This is a genomic window from Prevotella sp. P2-180 (genome assembly GCF_002251435.1).
In the GTDB taxonomy this organism is placed as follows: Bacteria; Bacteroidota; Bacteroidia; order Bacteroidales; family Bacteroidaceae; genus Prevotella.
The window spans coordinates 1-18,008 of the sequence record NZ_NPJI01000039.1; the positions used below are offsets into that span (position 1 = coordinate 1).

The window sequence follows — 18,008 nt, forward strand, 5'->3', positions numbered from 1 at the left end:
TTCAGGACGCCATTATAATATCAAGTCTAAAGAAACCTTTATCAATCATACAATTGACGGTTCGTTTACCCAATTGATTTCTCAATTGCTTCTTGTACTACTACTTCTCTGTTATGTAAATCTTTCAAAGAACTCTTTTTCTGTCGCTCAAGAGAAGCGTTGTTCTCAAAAGCGAGTGCAAAGGTACGGACTTTTTCAATACACTCCAAACATTTTGAAAGAAAAATGTTAATCTTTAACATTTGTTTATTATTATATTGAAAAATAGCACCAAACAATATACATATTTTAACAAAAGAAGTTATTACTGGCCAATTCTGATTTATTTGATTATCCTTTACTTTAATGATAATCCACCTTATATATAATATAATAAAGAGTCCCTTTGCAGTGATATTCACCAGCAAGGGAACTCTTTTATTTATAAGAATCCGAAGAATGAGTATAAAGATTAAAATTCCTTAGTCATTTCTTTAACTTCATCATTAATTTTCTTAGCAAAGTCTTCCATTGTCATGATAGACTGTTCACCTCCACCTTGAGGTCTCACAGCGACAGTACCATCCGCCTGTTCTTTCTCTCCAACGATGAGCATGTATGGAATTCTCTTGAGTTCGTTGTCACGAACCTTTCTTCCAATCTTTTCATTACGGGAGTCAATAACGGCACGAACACCTACGCTGTCGAAATATTTCGCCACTTTGGCAGCATAATCATTATACTTTTCCGAAATTGGGAGAATTGCGACTTGATCAGGAGTGAGCCATAGTGGGAAGTGCCCGCTTGTATGTTCTATTAGTACAGCCACGAATCGTTCCATTGATCCAAACGGAGCCCTGTGGATCATGACAGGAGTTTTCTTTGTATTATCCTCGTCTGTATATTCGAGTTTGAATCGTTTTGGCAAGTTATAGTCAACCTGAATAGTACCAAGTTGCCATCGGCGTCCAATAGCATCCTTAATCATGAAATCGAGTTTAGGTCCATAGAAAGCAGCCTCACCGTATTCAATTTTTGCATTAAGTCCCTTTTCCTTACAAGCCTCTACGATAGCAGCCTCAGAGCGTGCCCAGTCTTCGTCGCTTCCGACATATTTTTCTGTGTCATTAGGGTCACGTAGTGAGATTTGGGCTTCAAAATTAAATCCGAATGCTTTCAATACTATGTTGATAATATCCATCACGTTAAGGAATTCCTGCTTAACTTGGTCAGGTCTACAAAACAGATGAGCATCATCTTGTGTGAAAGACCTCACTCTTGTGAGTCCATGAAGTTCTCCGCTCTGTTCATATCGATATACAGTACCAAACTCAGCAATACGTAGGGGCAGGTCCTTGTAAGAACGAGGTTTCCATGCAAATATTTCGCAATGGTGAGGACAGTTCATTGGTTTAAGCATATACTCTTCGCCTTCTTCCGGAGTGTGAATAGGTTGAAAAGAATCCTTTCCGTAATGAGCATAATGTCCGCTTGTAACATAAAGGTTTTTAGAACCGATATGTGGAGTTATAACTTCCTGATATCCGAAACGTTTCTGTACTTTTCTTAAATGATCTTGGAGTCTTAGTCGGAGTTCAGTACCTTTTGGTAGCCAAATAGGCAGTCCCTTACCAACTTTTTCAGAGAACATAAACAGTTCCATTTCCTTACCAATTTTCCTATGGTCACGTTTTTTTGCTTCCTCGAGCATAACAAGATACTCGTCGAGCATTTTTTTCTTAGGGAAAGAGATACCATAGAGTCTCTGCATCTGTTCTCTTGAAGCGTCACCTCTCCAGAAAGCTCCAGCCACGCTTGTTAGTTTGATAGCCTTAATAGCACCAGTGTTGAGTAGATGAGGTCCTTTGCAAAGGTCAGTAAAAGCCCCCTGAGTATAAGTAGTGATAGTACCATCTTCGAGGTCTTGTTCTATATGTTCACACTTATAAGTCTGTCCGTCAGCTGCAAACTGTTTTAGAGCATCAGCTTTTGCCACTTCTTTTCTGACCACTGGTTCTTTTTTGCCAGCAAGTTCCTTCATTTTTGCCTCAATTTTTGGGAAATCAGCCTCTTTGATAGACTCCCCGTCCTTTAGCAGTACGTCATAGAAGAAACCATTATCTATTGCAGGTCCAAATCCGAACTGAATTCCCGGATACAATTCCTGAAGAGCTTCAGCCAACAGGTGAGCAGAAGTATGCCAGAAAGCATGTTTTCCTTCCTCGTCTTCCCACTTATAGAGTTGCACTTTAGAGTCTTCTACAATAGGTCTGTTAAGTTCCACTATTTCACCATTCACTCCGCAGGCTATTACGTCGCGTGCCAAAGCCGGTGATATGCTTTCGGCAATAGTAAGTCCATTGACGCCCTGTTCGTATTCTCTTACAGAACCGTCGGGAAAAGTTATTTTTATCATATCTACAATATATGTTTAAGATTCATTTACAATGAGGCAAGACAGTCAGCCACGTTTTTTTCGATGCGAGCCGCAATATCATCAGTATCAGCAGCTTTGGAGAATTTTTCTCCAGTGATTTGTTCAAAGAGTTCAATATATCTTTCGCTCACGCTTATAGCATAATCATCTGTGATTTCAGGCATTGTTTGTCCTGGTTCGTTCATGAAATTATGTTCGATGAGCCATTGTCTCACAAATTCCTTAGACAGTTGACGTTGAGTTTCGCCTTTTTCAAATTTCTCTTCATATCCGTCGGCATAGAAATACCGGCTTGAGTCAGGAGTATGTATTTCGTCGATAAGGTACACTTTTCCGTCTCTTTTTCCGAACTCGTACTTTGTATCTACGAGTATAAGTCCCCGTTTAGCGGCGATTTCCTGTCCTCTTGCAAAGAGTCGTCTGGTATAGTCTTCCATTACGTTATAGTCTTCTTCACTGACAATGCCTTGAGCAATAATTTCCTCACGGGAAATGTTCATGTCGTGTCCTTCGTCAGCCTTAGTTGTTGGAGTAATGATAGGTTCAGGAAAGCGTTCGTTTTCTCTCATACCATCAGGCAGTTTTACACCGCATATTTCACGGCATCCTTTTTTGTATTCGCGCCATGCAGATCCAGTAAGTATAGAACGAATAATCATTTCAACCCGAAAGCCTTCACATTTTAGTCCAACAGTGACCATTGGATCAGGAGTGGCCAATTTCCAGTTAGGGCATATGTCGCTTGTTGCATCGAGGAACTTAGCTGCGATTTGGTTGAGGACCTGTCCTTTATAAGGTATTCCCTTTGGAAGAATTACATCAAAAGCAGATATTCTATCAGTGGCCACCATTACCATGAGGTCATCGTTGATGTTGTAAACGTCGCGTACCTTTCCGTGGTAAACGCTTTTCTGTCCTTTGAAATTAAATTCAGTATTTGTTAATGCATTCATTATAGTTATTTTTTTTATTGTTTTGTTTCCTTGTCATATTTTTCATACGCGTTGACAATACGTGTTACGAGTTTATGTCTAACGATATCTTTTCTGTTAAGCTCTACAATTTCGATACCTTCAATCCCCGACAATATGTTTAGCGCCTCTTTTAGTCCACTTTTTTGTTCGCGCGGGAGGTCTATCTGAGTCATGTCGCCTGTTATAATCATCTTAGTATTCCACCCCATTCGAGTTAGAAACATTCTGATTTGCGCACAAGTAGTGTTTTGAGCTTCATCGAGTATAACTATGGCATCACTAAGAGTACGTCCTCTCATAAAAGCCAAAGGAGCAATCTGTATGACATGTTTTTCCATCATCTCCTGGAGTTTAGCCTGAGGCAGCATATCTTCCAGCGCATCGTAAAGAGGTTGCAGATAGGGGTCGATTTTGTCTTTCATGTCACCAGGTAGGAATCCGAGTTTTTCCCCCGCCTCGACTGCCGGTCTGCTAAGAACAATTTTTTTAATGGTTTTTTCTTTCAGGGCTTTTACTGCAAGTGCAATGCTTAGATAAGTCTTTCCTGTTCCGGCAGGCCCTACTGCAAAAATCATATCGTTGTTGTCGAATGCCTCTACGAGTTTTTTCTGATTTTCAGTTCTTGGCTTTATTGGCCTTCCCGACATGCTATACACGATGACTCCTTCCGGTATTTCGTCTTTTGAACGCGTACCCTTAACAATGTCAATGATATCCTCCTCTTTCAAGGAGTTAAATTTCAGTACATGTTTTCTGAGAGCCTCGATATTCTCTTCGAATGCACACATTTGTTCTTCGTCCCCCAAAATTTTCATAACATTTCCCCTTGCCACTATTCTCAATCTTGGGAATAGTGCCTTTATCATCTGTAGATGAACATTATTAATGCCATACAGAATAACGGGATCAATGTCCTCGAGTACGATATGTTTCTCTGTCAAATCTACCTCATTTTAAAATTCTCGTGCAAAATTACAGAAACTTTTTCAATAAAGTACACATATTACGATGTTTTTTTGTAATTTTGCAAAAAAATTAGCATTAATGAAAAAGAAAACATATACAAAAGGCTTTTTTTCTGTTGTAGCCTTGCTTTCACTTACTCGTTTAGTGTGGCCTGAAGTGGCTGGAGCAAATAGAGATAATGTAAAGAATGGTGATGATACTGTAGCTGTGGCAGAAGTGTCAAAACCCCAAATCATTTCAAAGCCATCATTAGGCTCACGCTATTTCAAAGAAGACGGCACCTTGGTCAAAAACCGCATATACAGCGTTCCCTCTTTCAAGAACACTTTTCCCGACATGAACGATGTTCAGATGGTGGCAGCAAAGAAGAATGGGGTTTCTCCGGTAAAAAACCGCGAAGAGGCGGAGTCGCGAAAGCAAGAGTTGGTATATATTGGGACAAACCCATATTTCCACGTTGACAGACTGAACAATAGCATCCCGTATCTTGTACCCCGTGCCTCAGCCCTGTTGCAAGACATCGGTTCAGCCTTTTTCGACAGTCTTCAGATAAAGGGAATACCGCTTCACAAGATTATTGTGACGAGTGTAATGAGGACAAAAGACGATGTCACCAAGCTTCGCGTCCGCAATGCCAATGCGACAGAAAACAGTTGCCATCTTTACGGCACTACATTTGACTTATGTTATAACAGATATATAACAGTGGAAGACCCCGAAGGTCCCAAAAGACGTGCAGTAAGAAACGACACGCTAAAATGGATTCTCTCCGAGGTCCTCCGCGATTTCAGGCAGCAGAACCGTTGTTTTATAAAATACGAGGTAAAACAAGGTTGCTTTCACATGACAGTGAACTGACTATGCAAAAGCGACCACAAGTCCCGCCATCACGATGCTCACCATCGACATCAACTTTATGAGAATGTTTAATGATGGTCCGCTTGTATCTTTGAATGGGTCGCCAACGGTATCACCCACGATTGTAGCTTTGTGACACTCGGAGCCTTTACCACCGAAATGTCCTTCCTCAACCATTTTTTTAGCATTGTCCCATGCGCCGCCGGCATTTGCCATAAAGACAGCCAATGTGAATCCTGCTGTTAATCCTCCGACCAGCAGTCCCATGACTCCTGCCACTCCGAGCAGAAGTCCGACAACGATAGGTATAGCTATTGCGAGAAGGCTTGGGAAAATCATTTCTTTCTGAGCCGACCGTGTACTTATTTCCACACATCGGCCGTAGTCAGGTGTAGCTTTTCCTTCGAGTATGCCTTTTATTTCACGGAATTGTCGGCGCACCTCTTCCACCATAGTTTGAGCAGCCCTTCCTACAGCCCCCATTGTCAATCCACAGAACAGGAAAGCAGCCATTCCACCGATGAAAGCCCCCACGAGGACTTTAGGGTTCATAAGGTTAACTTGGAAGAAGTTCATATAATCAATCATGTTTGCGTTCTCCGGATTAAAGAGGTTTCCTGCCGAATCGTAGAATTGTTGTCCCTCTTCCACAGCCCTAACCATAGCTATCTTTATCTCTTCCACATAAGAAGCCAGCAAGGCAAGAGCAGTGAGTGCAGCACTACCGATGGCGAATCCTTTGCCAGTGGCGGCAGTGGTATTGCCAAGTGCATCCAGTGCATCAGTACGATGACGCACCTCTTCTCCGAGTTCGCTCATCTCTGCGTTTCCGCCCGCATTGTCAGCAATGGGCCCATAAGCATCGGTAGCCAGGGTAATTCCGAGGGTGGACAACATTCCTACTGCGGCGATGCCTATTCCATACAGTCCCATTGAAATGCTCTTTGCACTCATCGAGAGGTCGAATCCGTTGGCAAACAGATAGCTAAGCATAATAGCAGCGGAAATGGTCACCACTGGTATCATGGTAGAAATCATTCCTGTTCCTATTCCCTGTATGATGACAGTAGCTGGACCTGTTTTTGAAGCCTCAGAGATTTTTTGTGTAGGTTTGTAACTGTGACTTGTATAATACTCCGTAGCCTGTCCGATGACGACTCCAGCCACAAGTCCGCTTACCACCGAGAACGACACGCCGATCCAATTTTCAATACCCAAGAAGTAAAGAATGACAAATGTGGCCACGGCTATAAGACCCGCAGCGAGGTTTGTTCCAATTCCAAGCGAGCGAAGCAGGTCACGCATGGTAGCGTTTTCCTTGGTTTTCACAGCAAATATCCCGATAAGCGAGAGGAAGATACCAACAGAAGCAATAATCATTGGAGCGATTACTGCCTTAAGTTGCATATCGACATTCATGGCAAATGCAGTAGCTCCCAGTGCAGCAGTAGAGAGAATACTTCCACAGTAGCTCTCATAAAGGTCAGCGCCCATTCCAGCCACATCTCCCACGTTGTCACCGACATTGTCGGCTATAGTAGCAGGATTTCTCGGGTCGTCTTCAGGAATGTTGGCCTCCACTTTACCCACGAGATCAGCACCAACATCAGCCGCTTTGGTGTATATTCCACCTCCCACGCGTGCAAAAAGAGCCTGTGTGGAAGCACCCATTCCGAAGGTAAGCATTGTGGTGGTAATAGTGACAAGAGCCATATTTGAGCCATAATAGAAACAGCTCAACGCCAGAAACCATATAGCGATATCGAGCAATCCCAGCCCTACCACTACAAGTCCCATTACAGCCCCACTTCTAAAAGCCACTTTTAGACCGCTGTTAAGGCTTTTTCGTGCTGCATTAGCCGTGCGGGCAGAAGCGTAGGTGGCGGTTTTCATTCCAAAGAACCCAGCTAATCCAGAGAATAGGCCACCGGTAAGGAATGCGAACGGCACCCATGGATTCTGAACTTTCAGTCCATAGGCCATAAATGCAAATATCACGGCAAGGACCACGAACACAATGGCCACCACCTTATATTGCTGTTTAAGGTAAGCCATTGCTCCCCGCCTTACATACTCGGCAATTTCAGCCATACGCGGTGTTCCTTCATCCTCCTTTCTCATTTGGCGGAAGAAATGCCATGCCATGCCCAATGCCACAATCGATGCTATAGGCACGAGCCAAAAAACCAACGGAATGTTCATAATGTATTTTTTTAGAAGTTGTTATTCTTCGTCCACATAGTCTTCGAGTCCTCCGGCTTCCTCGTCGGGATCAGGCTCAATGACAAATGTGGTTCGATAGTTGTCCTCATTGATATCGTCGTCGTTGAAGTCTGTAGGTTCTTCTATTTCATCATCGATGTCATCATGGTTCTTGTAATCATCAATAGGCAGATCGTCATCTTCGTTCTTCGGCTGTAGCTGCAGTCGTGGCTTCTCCATCTGAGGCTTGACTTTCACGAAAATAGCTTCCACCCATGTACCTTTCAATACCTCCAGCACTTCAAATCCATCGGCAATTTTCTTGTCGTACATTCCTCCAGGCTTGTGTAGTCTGTTTTGTGGCAATGTAGTGGTTGAGATTTCGAAACCACTTTCAATTATGTCCTGTATGCTCTGTGGAAGCGAATCCCATCCACCTCCGAAATTGCGTTCAAGCACTTCTACGAGTTTAGCTGCAGAAATATGAGTGATATTTTCGTAAGTGAGATCACTAACCCTCAAAATAGGTCTTTTTTTGATGGCCCATGTAATTTTCAGGTTTTCATCAATTTTCACAGTTGCAATCTTGTAACCCATTTTCTCATATTTTCCCTTCATGAGTTTTGTATCATCCTTGAGTTCTTCCACGAGGAATGCCGTCTTGATGATGTCTACATATCGGTGTAAGTTGTCTTTTACCTCTGAGTCTTTGTCGGCACCTTCCCACATTCTGAAGATGTCGTTCTCCTGAACATCCCAAACATTGCTTTTAGTAAGCAATTTAAGAGTGAGAGCTTTCTTTGTTGTTTCTTCTTTCATACTATTATTTAAATTGCGTTTTTGTTTTTTCGCTGCAAATGTATATACTTTATTTTATTTACACAAGTATTTAGGGAATAAAAATTATAAAAAATGCCCAATTTATTTTGTATTGTCTAAAACTTGCACTATCTTTAGATAAGACAGGCGGCGTTTTAACAATAAAAATAAAAAAAATGCTTTTTTATTTTGTATTGTCTAAAACTTGCACTATCTTTGCAAAAAAAAAGAAGATGTCACAACCATTAGCAGAAAGATTGCGTCCAAGGACACTCGACGATTATATTGGCCAAAGCCACCTCGTGGGTGAAGGAGCAATACTACGCAAAATGATAGATTCTGGACGAATCACCTCTTTTATATTATGGGGACCACCTGGAGTCGGAAAAACCACACTCGCCCAGATAGTGGCCACAAGACTTGAAGTGCCTTTTTTTACGCTCAGCGCAGTTACAAGCGGGGTAAAAGATGTAAGGGAAGTAATAGAAAAGGCGCAAAACAGCCGTTTTTTCAACACTTCCTCCCCGATATTGTTTATCGACGAGATACACCGTTTCAGCAAATCACAACAAGACTCTCTACTGGGAGCTGTAGAAAGAGGCATCGTAACGCTGATAGGAGCAACTACAGAAAACCCCTCGTTCGAAGTGATACGTCCCCTACTCTCCCGTTGCCAGACCTTTGTACTGAAACCACTGGAGCGTGACGACCTGCTGAAACTGCTCGACAGGGCATTGACCACCGACGTGGAGCTAAAAAACAAGGATATTACGGTGAGCGAAACAGATGCCCTGCTGAGATATAGTGGAGGCGACGCACGCAAACTGCTGAACATACTGGAACTGATTGTCGATTCAGAGGGAGACCGGAAAATCGTCATCACTGATGACATCGTTGTGCAACGACTTCAACAAAATCCGTTGGCATACGACAAGGATGGCGAGATGCACTACGACATCATATCGGCTTTCATAAAAAGCATCAGGGGTAGCGATCCGGACGCAGCCCTCTACTGGCTGGCTAGAATGATAGAAGGAGGCGAAGACCCAAAATTCATTGCCAGACGATTGGTAATAAGCGCTTCCGAGGATATAGGCTTGGCCAACCCCAACGCGATGCTTCTGGCCAACACCGCGTTCGACTGCGTAAACAAGATAGGATGGCCAGAAGGAAGGATACCACTGGCAGAGGCTACCGTATACCTCGCCACCAGCCCTAAAAGCAACTCGGCATATCTCGCCATCGACAAAGCCTTGTCCGTAGTACGTGAGACAGGCAACCTTCCTGTACCGCTCCATCTGCGCAATGCTCCAACATCTTTGATGAAAGACCTTGGCTACCACGACGGTTACAAATATCCACACGACTACCCCGGACACTTCACTCAACAACAGTACATGCCCGATGAACTAAAGGACCTGCAGATATGGCAACCACAACATTCACCAGCAGAAGATGTACTGGCCCAAAGAATGAAAAATTATTGGAAAAAATAAAACTTAAAAACACACTGATATGAAAATTGTAGTTTTAGACAGTTATGGAATGAATCCAGGCGACCTGTCATGGGACGCATTAAAAGAACTCGGCGAAGTGACTATTTATGACCGCACCAGCGAAGATGAAGTCTATCAGCGCTGCTCTGATGCCGACATTGTCCTGACCAATAAGGTAGTGTTTGACGCAGACACTATTTGGAAACTGCCCAACCTCAAATATATAGGGGTTTTGGCCACAGGCTACAATATAGTCGACACAGTGGCGGCATGCGACAATGACATTGTGGTAACAAACGTTCCGGCTTACAGTACCGACAGTGTTGCACAGCTTACGTTTGCCCACATCCTTTCCATCGCAAATCGTGTAGAACATTATGCCATAGAAAACCGCAACGGACGATGGAGCAATAATCCCGACTTCGTGTATTGGGACACACCACTAATAGAACTCACCGGCAAGACCCTTGGTATTGTAGGTCTTGGACTTATCGGAATGAAAGTGGCTAAGATGGCATTGTGTTTCGGCATGGACGTGTTTGCAGTGACAAGCAAACATCGCAAGGACTTACCCGAGGGAATTCAAAAAACCACACTTGACGGCCTATTGGCCACAAGCGACATTCTCTCATTGCATTGTCCGCTGAAACGCGAGACACGCGAAATGATAAACGCCACGACACTGGCAAAGATGAAGCATGGCGCTATTCTCATTAATACAGGACGAGGACCATTAGTAAACGAAAACGACGTTGCTGAAGCGTTAAAAAGCGGACAATTAGGCGCTTATGGTACAGACGTGATGTGTCAGGAGCCACCATCCGCCGATAATCCATTATTCTCCGCCCCCAATTTTTATTCAACCCCACACATTGCCTGGGCCACCTTTGAAGCTCGTCAGCGGCTGATGAAAACAGTTGTTGACAACGTGAAAGCGTTTATTGAGGGGAAGCCCGTAAATGTTGTTAACTAAGTAAATTCGGAGTTGGTTTCTCAACTCCTAATAATGTTGTTTATCAAATGTACATACAAGAAATAATAGAATTCTTAGGCACATTTGCCTTTGCGATATCCGGCATACGTCATGCGGCGGCAAAAAATTTTGATTGGTTTGGCGGATATGTATGCGGTATCGCTGTAGCTATAGGAGGCGGTACGATACGTGACGTAATGCTCGGTACGACTCCTTTTTGGATGACCAGTCCTTTTTATATGCTATGCACAGCCTTGGCACTGGTGCTGGTGGTGACATTTGCAAAATGGATTGAGCCACTGAAAAACGCATGGTTCGTGTTCGACACGTTAGGTTTGGCACTATTCACGATAGCAGGCATACAAAAGAGTGTGATGTTTGGGCAGCCATATTGGGTGGCCATCATCATGGGATGCATCACCGGAGCTGCCGGCGGCGTAATACGCGACGTTCTTCTCAACAACGAGCCTGTTATTTTCCGCAAGGAGATATATGCCATAGCAAGCGTTATAGGAGGTGTTGCCTATTGGATTGTTATACACCTCGACAACAGTATTGAATTAGCCGCTATTGTCAGTTTTGCCGTTACGGTCACTATCCGTTTCCTGGCCGTACGCTATCACTTGTCGCTACCAAAATTGAAACAACTCATAGCTGAAGAATAACAATCCTGGTCATTGGCATACTATCGCATCATACATCATTCTGAACTCTGCACTACTGATGCCATGTCCCGAAAGTATGCCAATGATATGTTGGCATATGCCAGTGTTGGAAAATATTTGCGAGCCAACAATGGCATTCTTAGCCTTCGAACTTTTTATAGTGTTTTTAACAGAGCCTGTAGCAAGCCAGCAAGCCACGATGAACGACAATTTGAAGAAATGATATGCCTGACCGAAGTCAGCCACATTATCCAATGTCTCAAACGATTGCGCCACATCGCCCTTAAGCAACAACAACGAGCCATGAAGCATGTTTACATTATCATCCTTCGGATAATTATAATGCAGCTTATAGGCAAAAGGCAAAGCCTTGTCGAAATCATTGGTAAGATAGCAGGCCAAGGCTGTCTTGTAAGATAAGGTAGGATTGTCGCTGTCGTTTTCTACCAATTCGAGCAATAACAGTTTTGCTTCTTCAAGACATTCCTCCCTGCCGCTATTCAGCAAGGTGTTGGCAAGAAATTTTTTGGCCACCATCGAGTCTGGCTTGTAACTCAAAGCCTCACGAAGAGTCTTCTCGTTATATCCGGAGTGTTTCAATTTGTGCAGATACATAATCTTTGCCATACATCCTTCGAAGGAAGGGATGTCGGGCCATACAATTTTCTCAAGGTCATTTTCTATCTTGTCGGTAAGATTGCGGCTCAAAAACATTAGAAGGTTAGGCAGCACGTCTTTCAACCAATTCGAGTCGACCAACAATCCGTTGGCTGAAAACAAATATGGAACGTGCCGGCTATCTCCAGAAAGGCAGCCTAACCCATCGTTCTCAAAGGGGTTCAACAATCCGTTACGCCATTTGAACAAGGTGAAAAACCTGTACATGGTCTGGAGGTAGTTGCGCCTGTAATGAGTAGGTGTGTCGACACTATCATCGTCTGGCACGCTTACCTGGTTGCGAAACATCTCCCTTATGTTTTCAGGCATTCTGCCAATCACTTCCTTAAAGACAAACACAAAGGAATAGCAGTCATTGTCGCAAAACCCACTTTTTTGGAAAAAAGAGTTATACGGCAGTTCTATACCGGTAGCCCCTACGACTTCCCTCACATACTTATTCTTGGTGCTGAACGGCAAAAACCAGTTTGCCATATCGTTGAAAAACGGGAATCGTTTCATATGCGAAAAGCCTCCGAATAATATGTCTGCACCCGAATCCTGCAAATCCTTCAGATTTCGCATGAGCCGTTCCACTTCCTCTGCACGTTGCTCATCATCGTTTTTGCCAAGGATATCATCAATAGAGTTGTCTTCAACCTCGACTATCATTCCGTTTTTAACCTGCAGGTCGCTGTTCTTGACGATGCCAGGCATAATCTCGTCTTGCACTTTTCTCGAATCGTCACTGGCCTTGACACAATATACGAGTTGCATCTGGAGTTCCAAAAGCTGAGAGTATATCGACTTGTCTGCAAGCACTTCCTCTACGATAGCTTTCTGTTCGGGAAACAACGAGCTCATCCCCTGACCCATTGTAAACACAAATCCCACAAGAGCCCTTTGCCTTACTTCAAGGAAAGAAGCCTTACGACAGACGTTAGCCATGATGCGGAACTTTGTTATGTCGAAGGCCCTGAGTCCTGCTATTGTCATTGCCGTAACGATAAGCTGCTGGTCTTGGCTGTCAACAGTAGGAGTAGTGAGTAACTCCATCACCTCCTTGAAGCTGTTCGGGTTCATTATCCCGTCGCTCACGATATGCATAAACAGCCTTTGTGAGTAATCCGTGTGTGCGTCAACAATCCTGTAATACTTCTCATTGTCAGTCTCTCCCTCAAAGGAGAAAGAGGCAAGGGCCTCGTCACTCACAAAAGCCTCTAACTTCTGTCTTATATCCTGCCAGTTCCATGAGTCACCTTTCCGGTTCACCCTGTTTCTTTCCATTAGAAGGTAGCAAGAATCTTCAAGATTCAACAGGCGCGATATATATTCAGAACAAAAAGTGGCGGTTCGCCTCGAAAACTGTTCTACCATTGCCTCCAAGGACGGGTCTTTCATATCAGAGAGCCAATAGTCATGCATTCTCCTAAAGTCGTCAGCCAACAATTGGTATTCATCTGCCATACCACAATTGTCGTGTTGTTCCATATAAAGTCCGATACGTTTTATGGCAGAGCTTATCTGTCTATTGTTCAACAGATTGTATATCGTCTTCATTTCAGAATCGAGGTCATTCTTTTTCATAATTATAAACCAGGATTATTTATTTTCTTCAATTCCCTTTCCTTCTTTTCCATCCATCTTCTTGCCATTTCCACATCTTTATCGCGGGGAGGAGCCACATGGTTGTATTTCAAGGGTTTTAGTATGTCAACGGTAGAAGCCTTCACTTGGCAATACTTAGTGACAAGCGGTTTATAATGTTTCACGCCATACCTGTTTATCGAGTCACATGCCATATTATAGGCCTTTACAAACACGTCGTATTGGCGCTGTCGTAAAGTGTCGTTGGCAATGATATTCCGGAAAGCCACTACACCCATTTGCCAGTCGAGCTTTCGTGAATCCATCAGCACCTTGTGTTTCTCAGCAATGGCCTCAGTGGCTTGCGGCTCAGGAAGCAGCAGGGCGTCCATCTCATTGTTCTTAAGCATTGAAAGCCTGATTCTTACATCATTTATCTGAACCCTATAGACCTTGTCTTGTTCCAGTTTTACACTGTCTACCGCATGTTCGCCGAGAAGGTCAGTAACCGAGTATCTTGTCATGGCCATCATCTTATCGTCAAGTTGCTTCAATTCCTTTATACGTGAGTTTCGGTTTGACAAGAGTATCCAATATGCGTTGGTGGCAGTGGAATAGAAGATGTCATGACCAGCCCTTCTGATGCGTTCCATCCTCACGAGGTCGGTTACAGCGCCTTCCACGCGCTTGTTGACAAGAGCCGTGTCGCAATCAATCTGTGACGAGAAATATTTCAGTCTGATGTCTGCCCCCAACGAGTCGAAGAGGTTAAGGTCCTTGGCCACGAATAGCGGCAGGCAATCCAGTGTCGGCAAAACTGCAATTTTTAGGGCAGCCGAGTCAGCCCTCAACTGCTTTTGCCTTTCCAGCCTGCTAAGACGTTTTGTTTCCTCGTATGATTGTCCGCAGGCCACAAAAACAATACTTAATATGATGGCATAAATGAGTCTTTTCATGTCTTTTCTTTCTTTTTGGGTGCAAATATACGAAATAATTTTTTGTTTCCGAAAAAAATTGCTACTTTTGTGGCGAAAAACAAAAAAAACATGGCTAAAGACAAAATAGCATACGTATGCAGCAATTGTGGACAGGAATCTACCAAGTGGATTGGAAAGTGTCCGAGCTGTGGACAATGGAACACTTTTAAGGAAATACGCGTCGCTTCAGATAATGTGAAGGCAAAAGCCCATCAGGCTGCAGCAACGGCCTCGTCGCAGGCAAGCGAATTGGGACACGCGATAAGAAACGAACGAAACCGCACCTTGCTCCTGCGAGAGATAAGCGCCAAGGACGAGCCACGTATCGACCTGAAAGACCAAGAGCTGAATAGAGTTCTTGGAGGAGGTCTTGTACCTGGTTCGATAGTATTGTTAGGGGGAGAACCTGGCATAGGCAAAAGCACACTGACACTACAGACCATACTGCATCTTGACGACCGGCGAATACTCTATGTCAGTGGAGAGGAAAGCGCCAACCAGCTGAAGATGCGTGCCAACCGCATACCGCATGTCGACAGCGACAATACACACATACTCTGCGAAACAGACCTGGGGAATATCTTCACCCACATCAAAGAGGTGAAACCCGAGATTGTGATTATCGACTCCATACAGACCATCTCGACCGACGATGTAGACACAAGTCCTGGAAGCGTCACACAGATAAGGGAATGCGCATCAGCCCTACTCCGTTTTGCCAAGACAAGCGGTGTGCCGGTAATACTAATAGGCCACATCACAAAAGAAGGCACACTCGCCGGTCCGAAAATTCTTGAACACATAGTCGACACAGTCATACAGTTTGAGGGCGACCAACACTATATGTACCGCATATTGCGAAGCATCAAAAACCGCTTTGGAAGCACATCGGAATTAGGTATATACGAGATGCAGCAAACAGGCTTGCGTCAGGTAAGCAACCCCTCTGAGTTGTTGCTCAACCAAGATCATGACGGACTTAGCGGCATTGCCATCAGTTCAGCCATCGAGGGAGTAAGACCGTTTTTGGTGGAAACGCAGGCTCTTGTCTCATCGGCAGCCTACGGCACTCCACAGCGTTCAGCCACAGGTTTCGACCAGCGCAGGCTTAACATGCTTCTTGCCGTGCTTGAGAAACGTGTAGGATTCAAACTGATGCAGAAAGACGTGTTCCTGAACATTGCCGGCGGTTTGCGGGTTACCGACCTTGCCATGGACCTGAGTGTCATAGCCGCTGTTTTGTCGAGCAATGTCGATACGGCCATTGAGTCTGGCTGGTGTATGGCTGGCGAAGTGGGGCTTAGCGGAGAGGTGCGTCCTGTCAACCGGATTGAGCAGCGAGTGGCAGAGGCTGAGAAACTGGGATTCACCGACATGATCATTCCCCGCTACAACTATTCCAGCATTTCGCAAAAAAACCTTTCCATACGGCTTCATCCAGTGCGTAAGGTGGAAGAGGCACTGCGTGCCTTGTTCGGGTAAAGGGTAAGGACTACATCACTGAAATAATTAATAACCTTACTGTCGAAAGATTATTAACCTTACTGTCGAAAGATTATTAACCTTACTGTCGAAAGATTATTAACCTTGTCTGAGATGATAGTAATCTTACTATGAGTACACCAGTACTCCGCGGTGTATTAACTCAGTACTCTGGGCGGAGTACTGCAGTACTCTCGCCGAAGTACCAGAGTACTCTCACAGGAGTACTACCACAAGAATAGAGTATCGAGATAACATAAGAACAGTTATCTCTGAATTGAAAGGACACTAATAGAAACGAAAGAAGAGTCAGGAAATATACTCCGTTTTATCGTCGATGCCAGCATCGTGGAGAGCCTCTTTCCTTTCGACACAAGTACCACAAGTTCCACAATGCACAGCCCCACCCTTATAGCATGACCATGTTTCGGAATAGTCTATTCCTAAGGCCACACCACGACGGGCAATGTCTGTTTTCGAAATATTAGTATATGGAGCATCAACCTCCACATTAAGATAGGTGCCACTCATGGCCGCCTTGTTAATGGCAGAGATAAAGTCTGGACGGCAGTCAGGATATATGGCATGGTCGCCTCCGTGATTTGCTATTAGCACCTTTTTCAGTCCGTTGCTCTCAGCAATGCCAATGGCTACAGACAACATTATTCCATTACGAAACGGCACTACGGTCGATTTCATATTCTCGTCAGCATAATGACCATCTGGAATGGCTTCAGCCCCTTCAAGCAATGAACTTGTGAAATACTGGTGCATAAAGTCAAGAGGGATGACGATGTGGCGTATTCCGAGACGCTGACAATGCAGTTGTGCGTATGGTATCTCGCGGGAGTTATGGTTACTTCCGTAGTCAAAAGACAAAGCGAGGGCTATGCTGTCTTTTCGGTCGTAAAGCAGGGTGATGCTGTCCATCCCCCCGCTTACAATAATCAAACTGTCCTTAGTCATTTATTTCACTGCTATCATTTCAATTTCGACAAGAGCTCCCTTAGGCAGGTCGCGCACAGCAAAGGCCGAGCGAGCCGGATAAGGAGCTTCAAAGAAACTTGCATACACTTCGTTCATGGCTGCAAAATCGGCTATGTCAGCAAGAAGGACGGTGGTCTTCACAACCTTGTTAAGGTCTGAACCAGCCTCTTTTAAAATAGCTTGTGCGTTGAGTAACGACTGGCGTGTTTGCTCCTTTATACCACCCTCGGGAAATGCCCCTGTGGCAGGATTGATAGGAAGTTGACCTGACGCATAGATGAAGCCATTGGCTTCGATGGCCTGGCTATATGGTCCGATAGCGGCAGGCGCATTGTTTGTACTGATTGCTTTCATAGTTTTTTTATTAATTAAGTATATGAGATAATAGAACTTTCACTCCGATGAACACGAGCACGATTCCTCCGAACAACTCAGGATTGACCTTACGGCATACCGACGCCCCAAAACGAATGCCGAGCATATTTCCCGCTATACTGAACAAGAAAGAGCCTATGCCGATAACAGCCAACGGAAACATCAACGAACGGAATGTTTCATATCCGGTGCATGCCATGGATATTCCAACGGCAAGAGCGTCAATGCTTGTGGCTATAGCAAGGACGAGTTGGGTTGTGAGGGCTTTTGGGATAGTATCATTATGTGCGGTATCTTTGTTTATTACAGAATCGCGTATCATCCTTCCTCCCAAGAAAGCCAAAAGGCCGAAAGCCACCCAGTGGTCGATGGCCTCAAGATAGTTGCTGAACTTACTTGTGCATATCCATCCCGCCAATGGCATTGCTGCTTGAAACGCCCCAAACAACAGGCTCATACGAATCATCAAGGCCGGCATCCAGCAGCGACATGCCACCCCGCAGACTATGGACACCGTGAAACAGTCCATGGCAAGCGCAGCCGAAAGGAGTATTATGTCAACTATTGAAAACAT

General features: G+C 44.3%; 16 protein-coding genes. 6 read left to right on the forward strand and 10 right to left on the reverse strand.

Annotated features, from left to right (window positions below; translation table 11 throughout):
• Positions 1–232 (forward strand): hypothetical protein (locus tag CIK98_RS18505; RefSeq protein WP_216358962.1); only part of this gene is annotated, 232 nt, incomplete at its 5' end.
• Positions 233–451: 219 nt separating this feature from the next.
• On the opposite strand, the gene thrS is transcribed toward CIK98_RS18505, so the two are convergent.
• The 3 genes from thrS to CIK98_RS07235 are packed head-to-tail and all read right to left on the reverse strand — an operon-like array spanning position 452 to position 4,331.
• On the reverse strand, positions 452–2,395 hold the full coding sequence (gene thrS / locus CIK98_RS07225) for a threonine--tRNA ligase (protein ID WP_094383590.1): 1,944 nt from the start codon (positions 2,393–2,395) through the stop codon (positions 452–454).
• A 26-nt stretch (positions 2,396–2,421) separates the two neighbouring features.
• A complete protein-coding gene (locus CIK98_RS07230) occupies positions 2,422–3,369 on the reverse strand; it encodes a phosphoribosylaminoimidazolesuccinocarboxamide synthase (protein ID WP_094383591.1) in 948 nt (315 codons plus the stop codon).
• Positions 3,370–3,383: 14 nt separating this feature from the next.
• Positions 3,384–4,331, reverse strand: a complete 948-nt coding sequence (locus tag CIK98_RS07235) for a PhoH family protein (RefSeq protein WP_094383592.1) — start codon at positions 4,329–4,331, stop codon at positions 3,384–3,386.
• Positions 4,332–4,434: 103 nt separating this feature from the next.
• On the opposite strand from CIK98_RS07235, the gene CIK98_RS07240 reads away from it, so the two are divergent.
• Entirely contained in the window at positions 4,435–5,214 is a 780-nt protein-coding gene (locus CIK98_RS07240) for a DUF5715 family protein (RefSeq protein ID WP_094383593.1), read from the forward strand.
• On the opposite strand, the gene CIK98_RS07245 is transcribed toward CIK98_RS07240, so the two are convergent.
• Together CIK98_RS07245 and CIK98_RS07250 are read right to left on the reverse strand one after the other, a co-directional pair.
• The gene (locus CIK98_RS07245) at positions 5,215–7,416 is read right to left on the reverse strand and encodes a sodium-translocating pyrophosphatase (protein ID WP_094383594.1); all 2,202 of its coding nucleotides are present in this window, start codon (positions 7,414–7,416) and stop codon (positions 5,215–5,217) included. It abuts the gene before it with no gap.
• A gap of 21 nt (positions 7,417–7,437) precedes the next feature.
• A complete protein-coding gene (locus CIK98_RS07250) occupies positions 7,438–8,235 on the reverse strand; it encodes a hypothetical protein (RefSeq protein WP_094383595.1) in 798 nt (265 codons plus the stop codon).
• Between the two features lie 233 nt (positions 8,236–8,468).
• Here CIK98_RS07250 and CIK98_RS07255 point away from each other — a divergent pair, with 233 nt between their 5' ends.
• Genes CIK98_RS07255 through CIK98_RS07265 form a run of 3 tightly spaced genes read left to right on the forward strand, consistent with a single transcriptional unit; the run spans position 8,469 to position 11,369 of the window.
• Entirely contained in the window at positions 8,469–9,731 is a 1,263-nt protein-coding gene (locus CIK98_RS07255; RefSeq protein ID WP_094383596.1) for a replication-associated recombination protein A, read from the forward strand.
• A 19-nt stretch (positions 9,732–9,750) separates the two neighbouring features.
• Complete coding sequence (locus CIK98_RS07260) at positions 9,751–10,704, forward strand: D-2-hydroxyacid dehydrogenase (RefSeq protein WP_094383597.1); 954 nt, start codon at positions 9,751–9,753, stop codon at positions 10,702–10,704.
• A 47-nt stretch (positions 10,705–10,751) separates the two neighbouring features.
• On the forward strand, positions 10,752–11,369 hold the full coding sequence (locus CIK98_RS07265; protein WP_094383598.1) for a trimeric intracellular cation channel family protein: 618 nt from the start codon (positions 10,752–10,754) through the stop codon (positions 11,367–11,369).
• Positions 11,370–11,378: 9 nt separating this feature from the next.
• Here the strand turns inward: CIK98_RS07265 and CIK98_RS07270 are convergent, their stop codons facing one another.
• Both CIK98_RS07270 and CIK98_RS07275 read right to left on the reverse strand, forming a co-directional pair.
• Positions 11,379–13,613: a hypothetical protein gene (locus CIK98_RS07270; protein WP_094383599.1), complete on the reverse strand. Its 2,235-nt coding sequence runs from the start codon at positions 13,611–13,613 to the stop codon at positions 11,379–11,381.
• A gap of 2 nt (positions 13,614–13,615) precedes the next feature.
• Positions 13,616–14,569, reverse strand: coding sequence for an ABC transporter substrate-binding protein (locus tag CIK98_RS07275; protein WP_094383600.1), 954 nt, complete (start codon positions 14,567–14,569; stop codon positions 13,616–13,618).
• 90 nt (positions 14,570–14,659) lie between these two features.
• Between CIK98_RS07275 and radA the strand changes: the two genes are divergently transcribed.
• A complete protein-coding gene (gene radA / locus CIK98_RS07280) occupies positions 14,660–16,072 on the forward strand; it encodes a DNA repair protein RadA (protein WP_094383601.1) in 1,413 nt (470 codons plus the stop codon).
• 309 nt (positions 16,073–16,381) lie between these two features.
• On the opposite strand, the gene queC is transcribed toward radA, so the two are convergent.
• The 3 genes from queC to CIK98_RS07295 are packed head-to-tail and all read right to left on the reverse strand — an operon-like array spanning position 16,382 to position 18,008.
• The gene (gene queC / locus CIK98_RS07285; RefSeq protein ID WP_094383602.1) at positions 16,382–17,038 is read right to left on the reverse strand and encodes a 7-cyano-7-deazaguanine synthase QueC; all 657 of its coding nucleotides are present in this window, start codon (positions 17,036–17,038) and stop codon (positions 16,382–16,384) included.
• A complete protein-coding gene (locus CIK98_RS07290; protein ID WP_094383603.1) occupies positions 17,039–17,413 on the reverse strand; it encodes a RidA family protein in 375 nt (124 codons plus the stop codon).
• A gap of 10 nt (positions 17,414–17,423) precedes the next feature.
• Entirely contained in the window at positions 17,424–18,008 is a 585-nt protein-coding gene (locus CIK98_RS07295) for a manganese efflux pump MntP family protein (RefSeq protein WP_094383604.1), read from the reverse strand.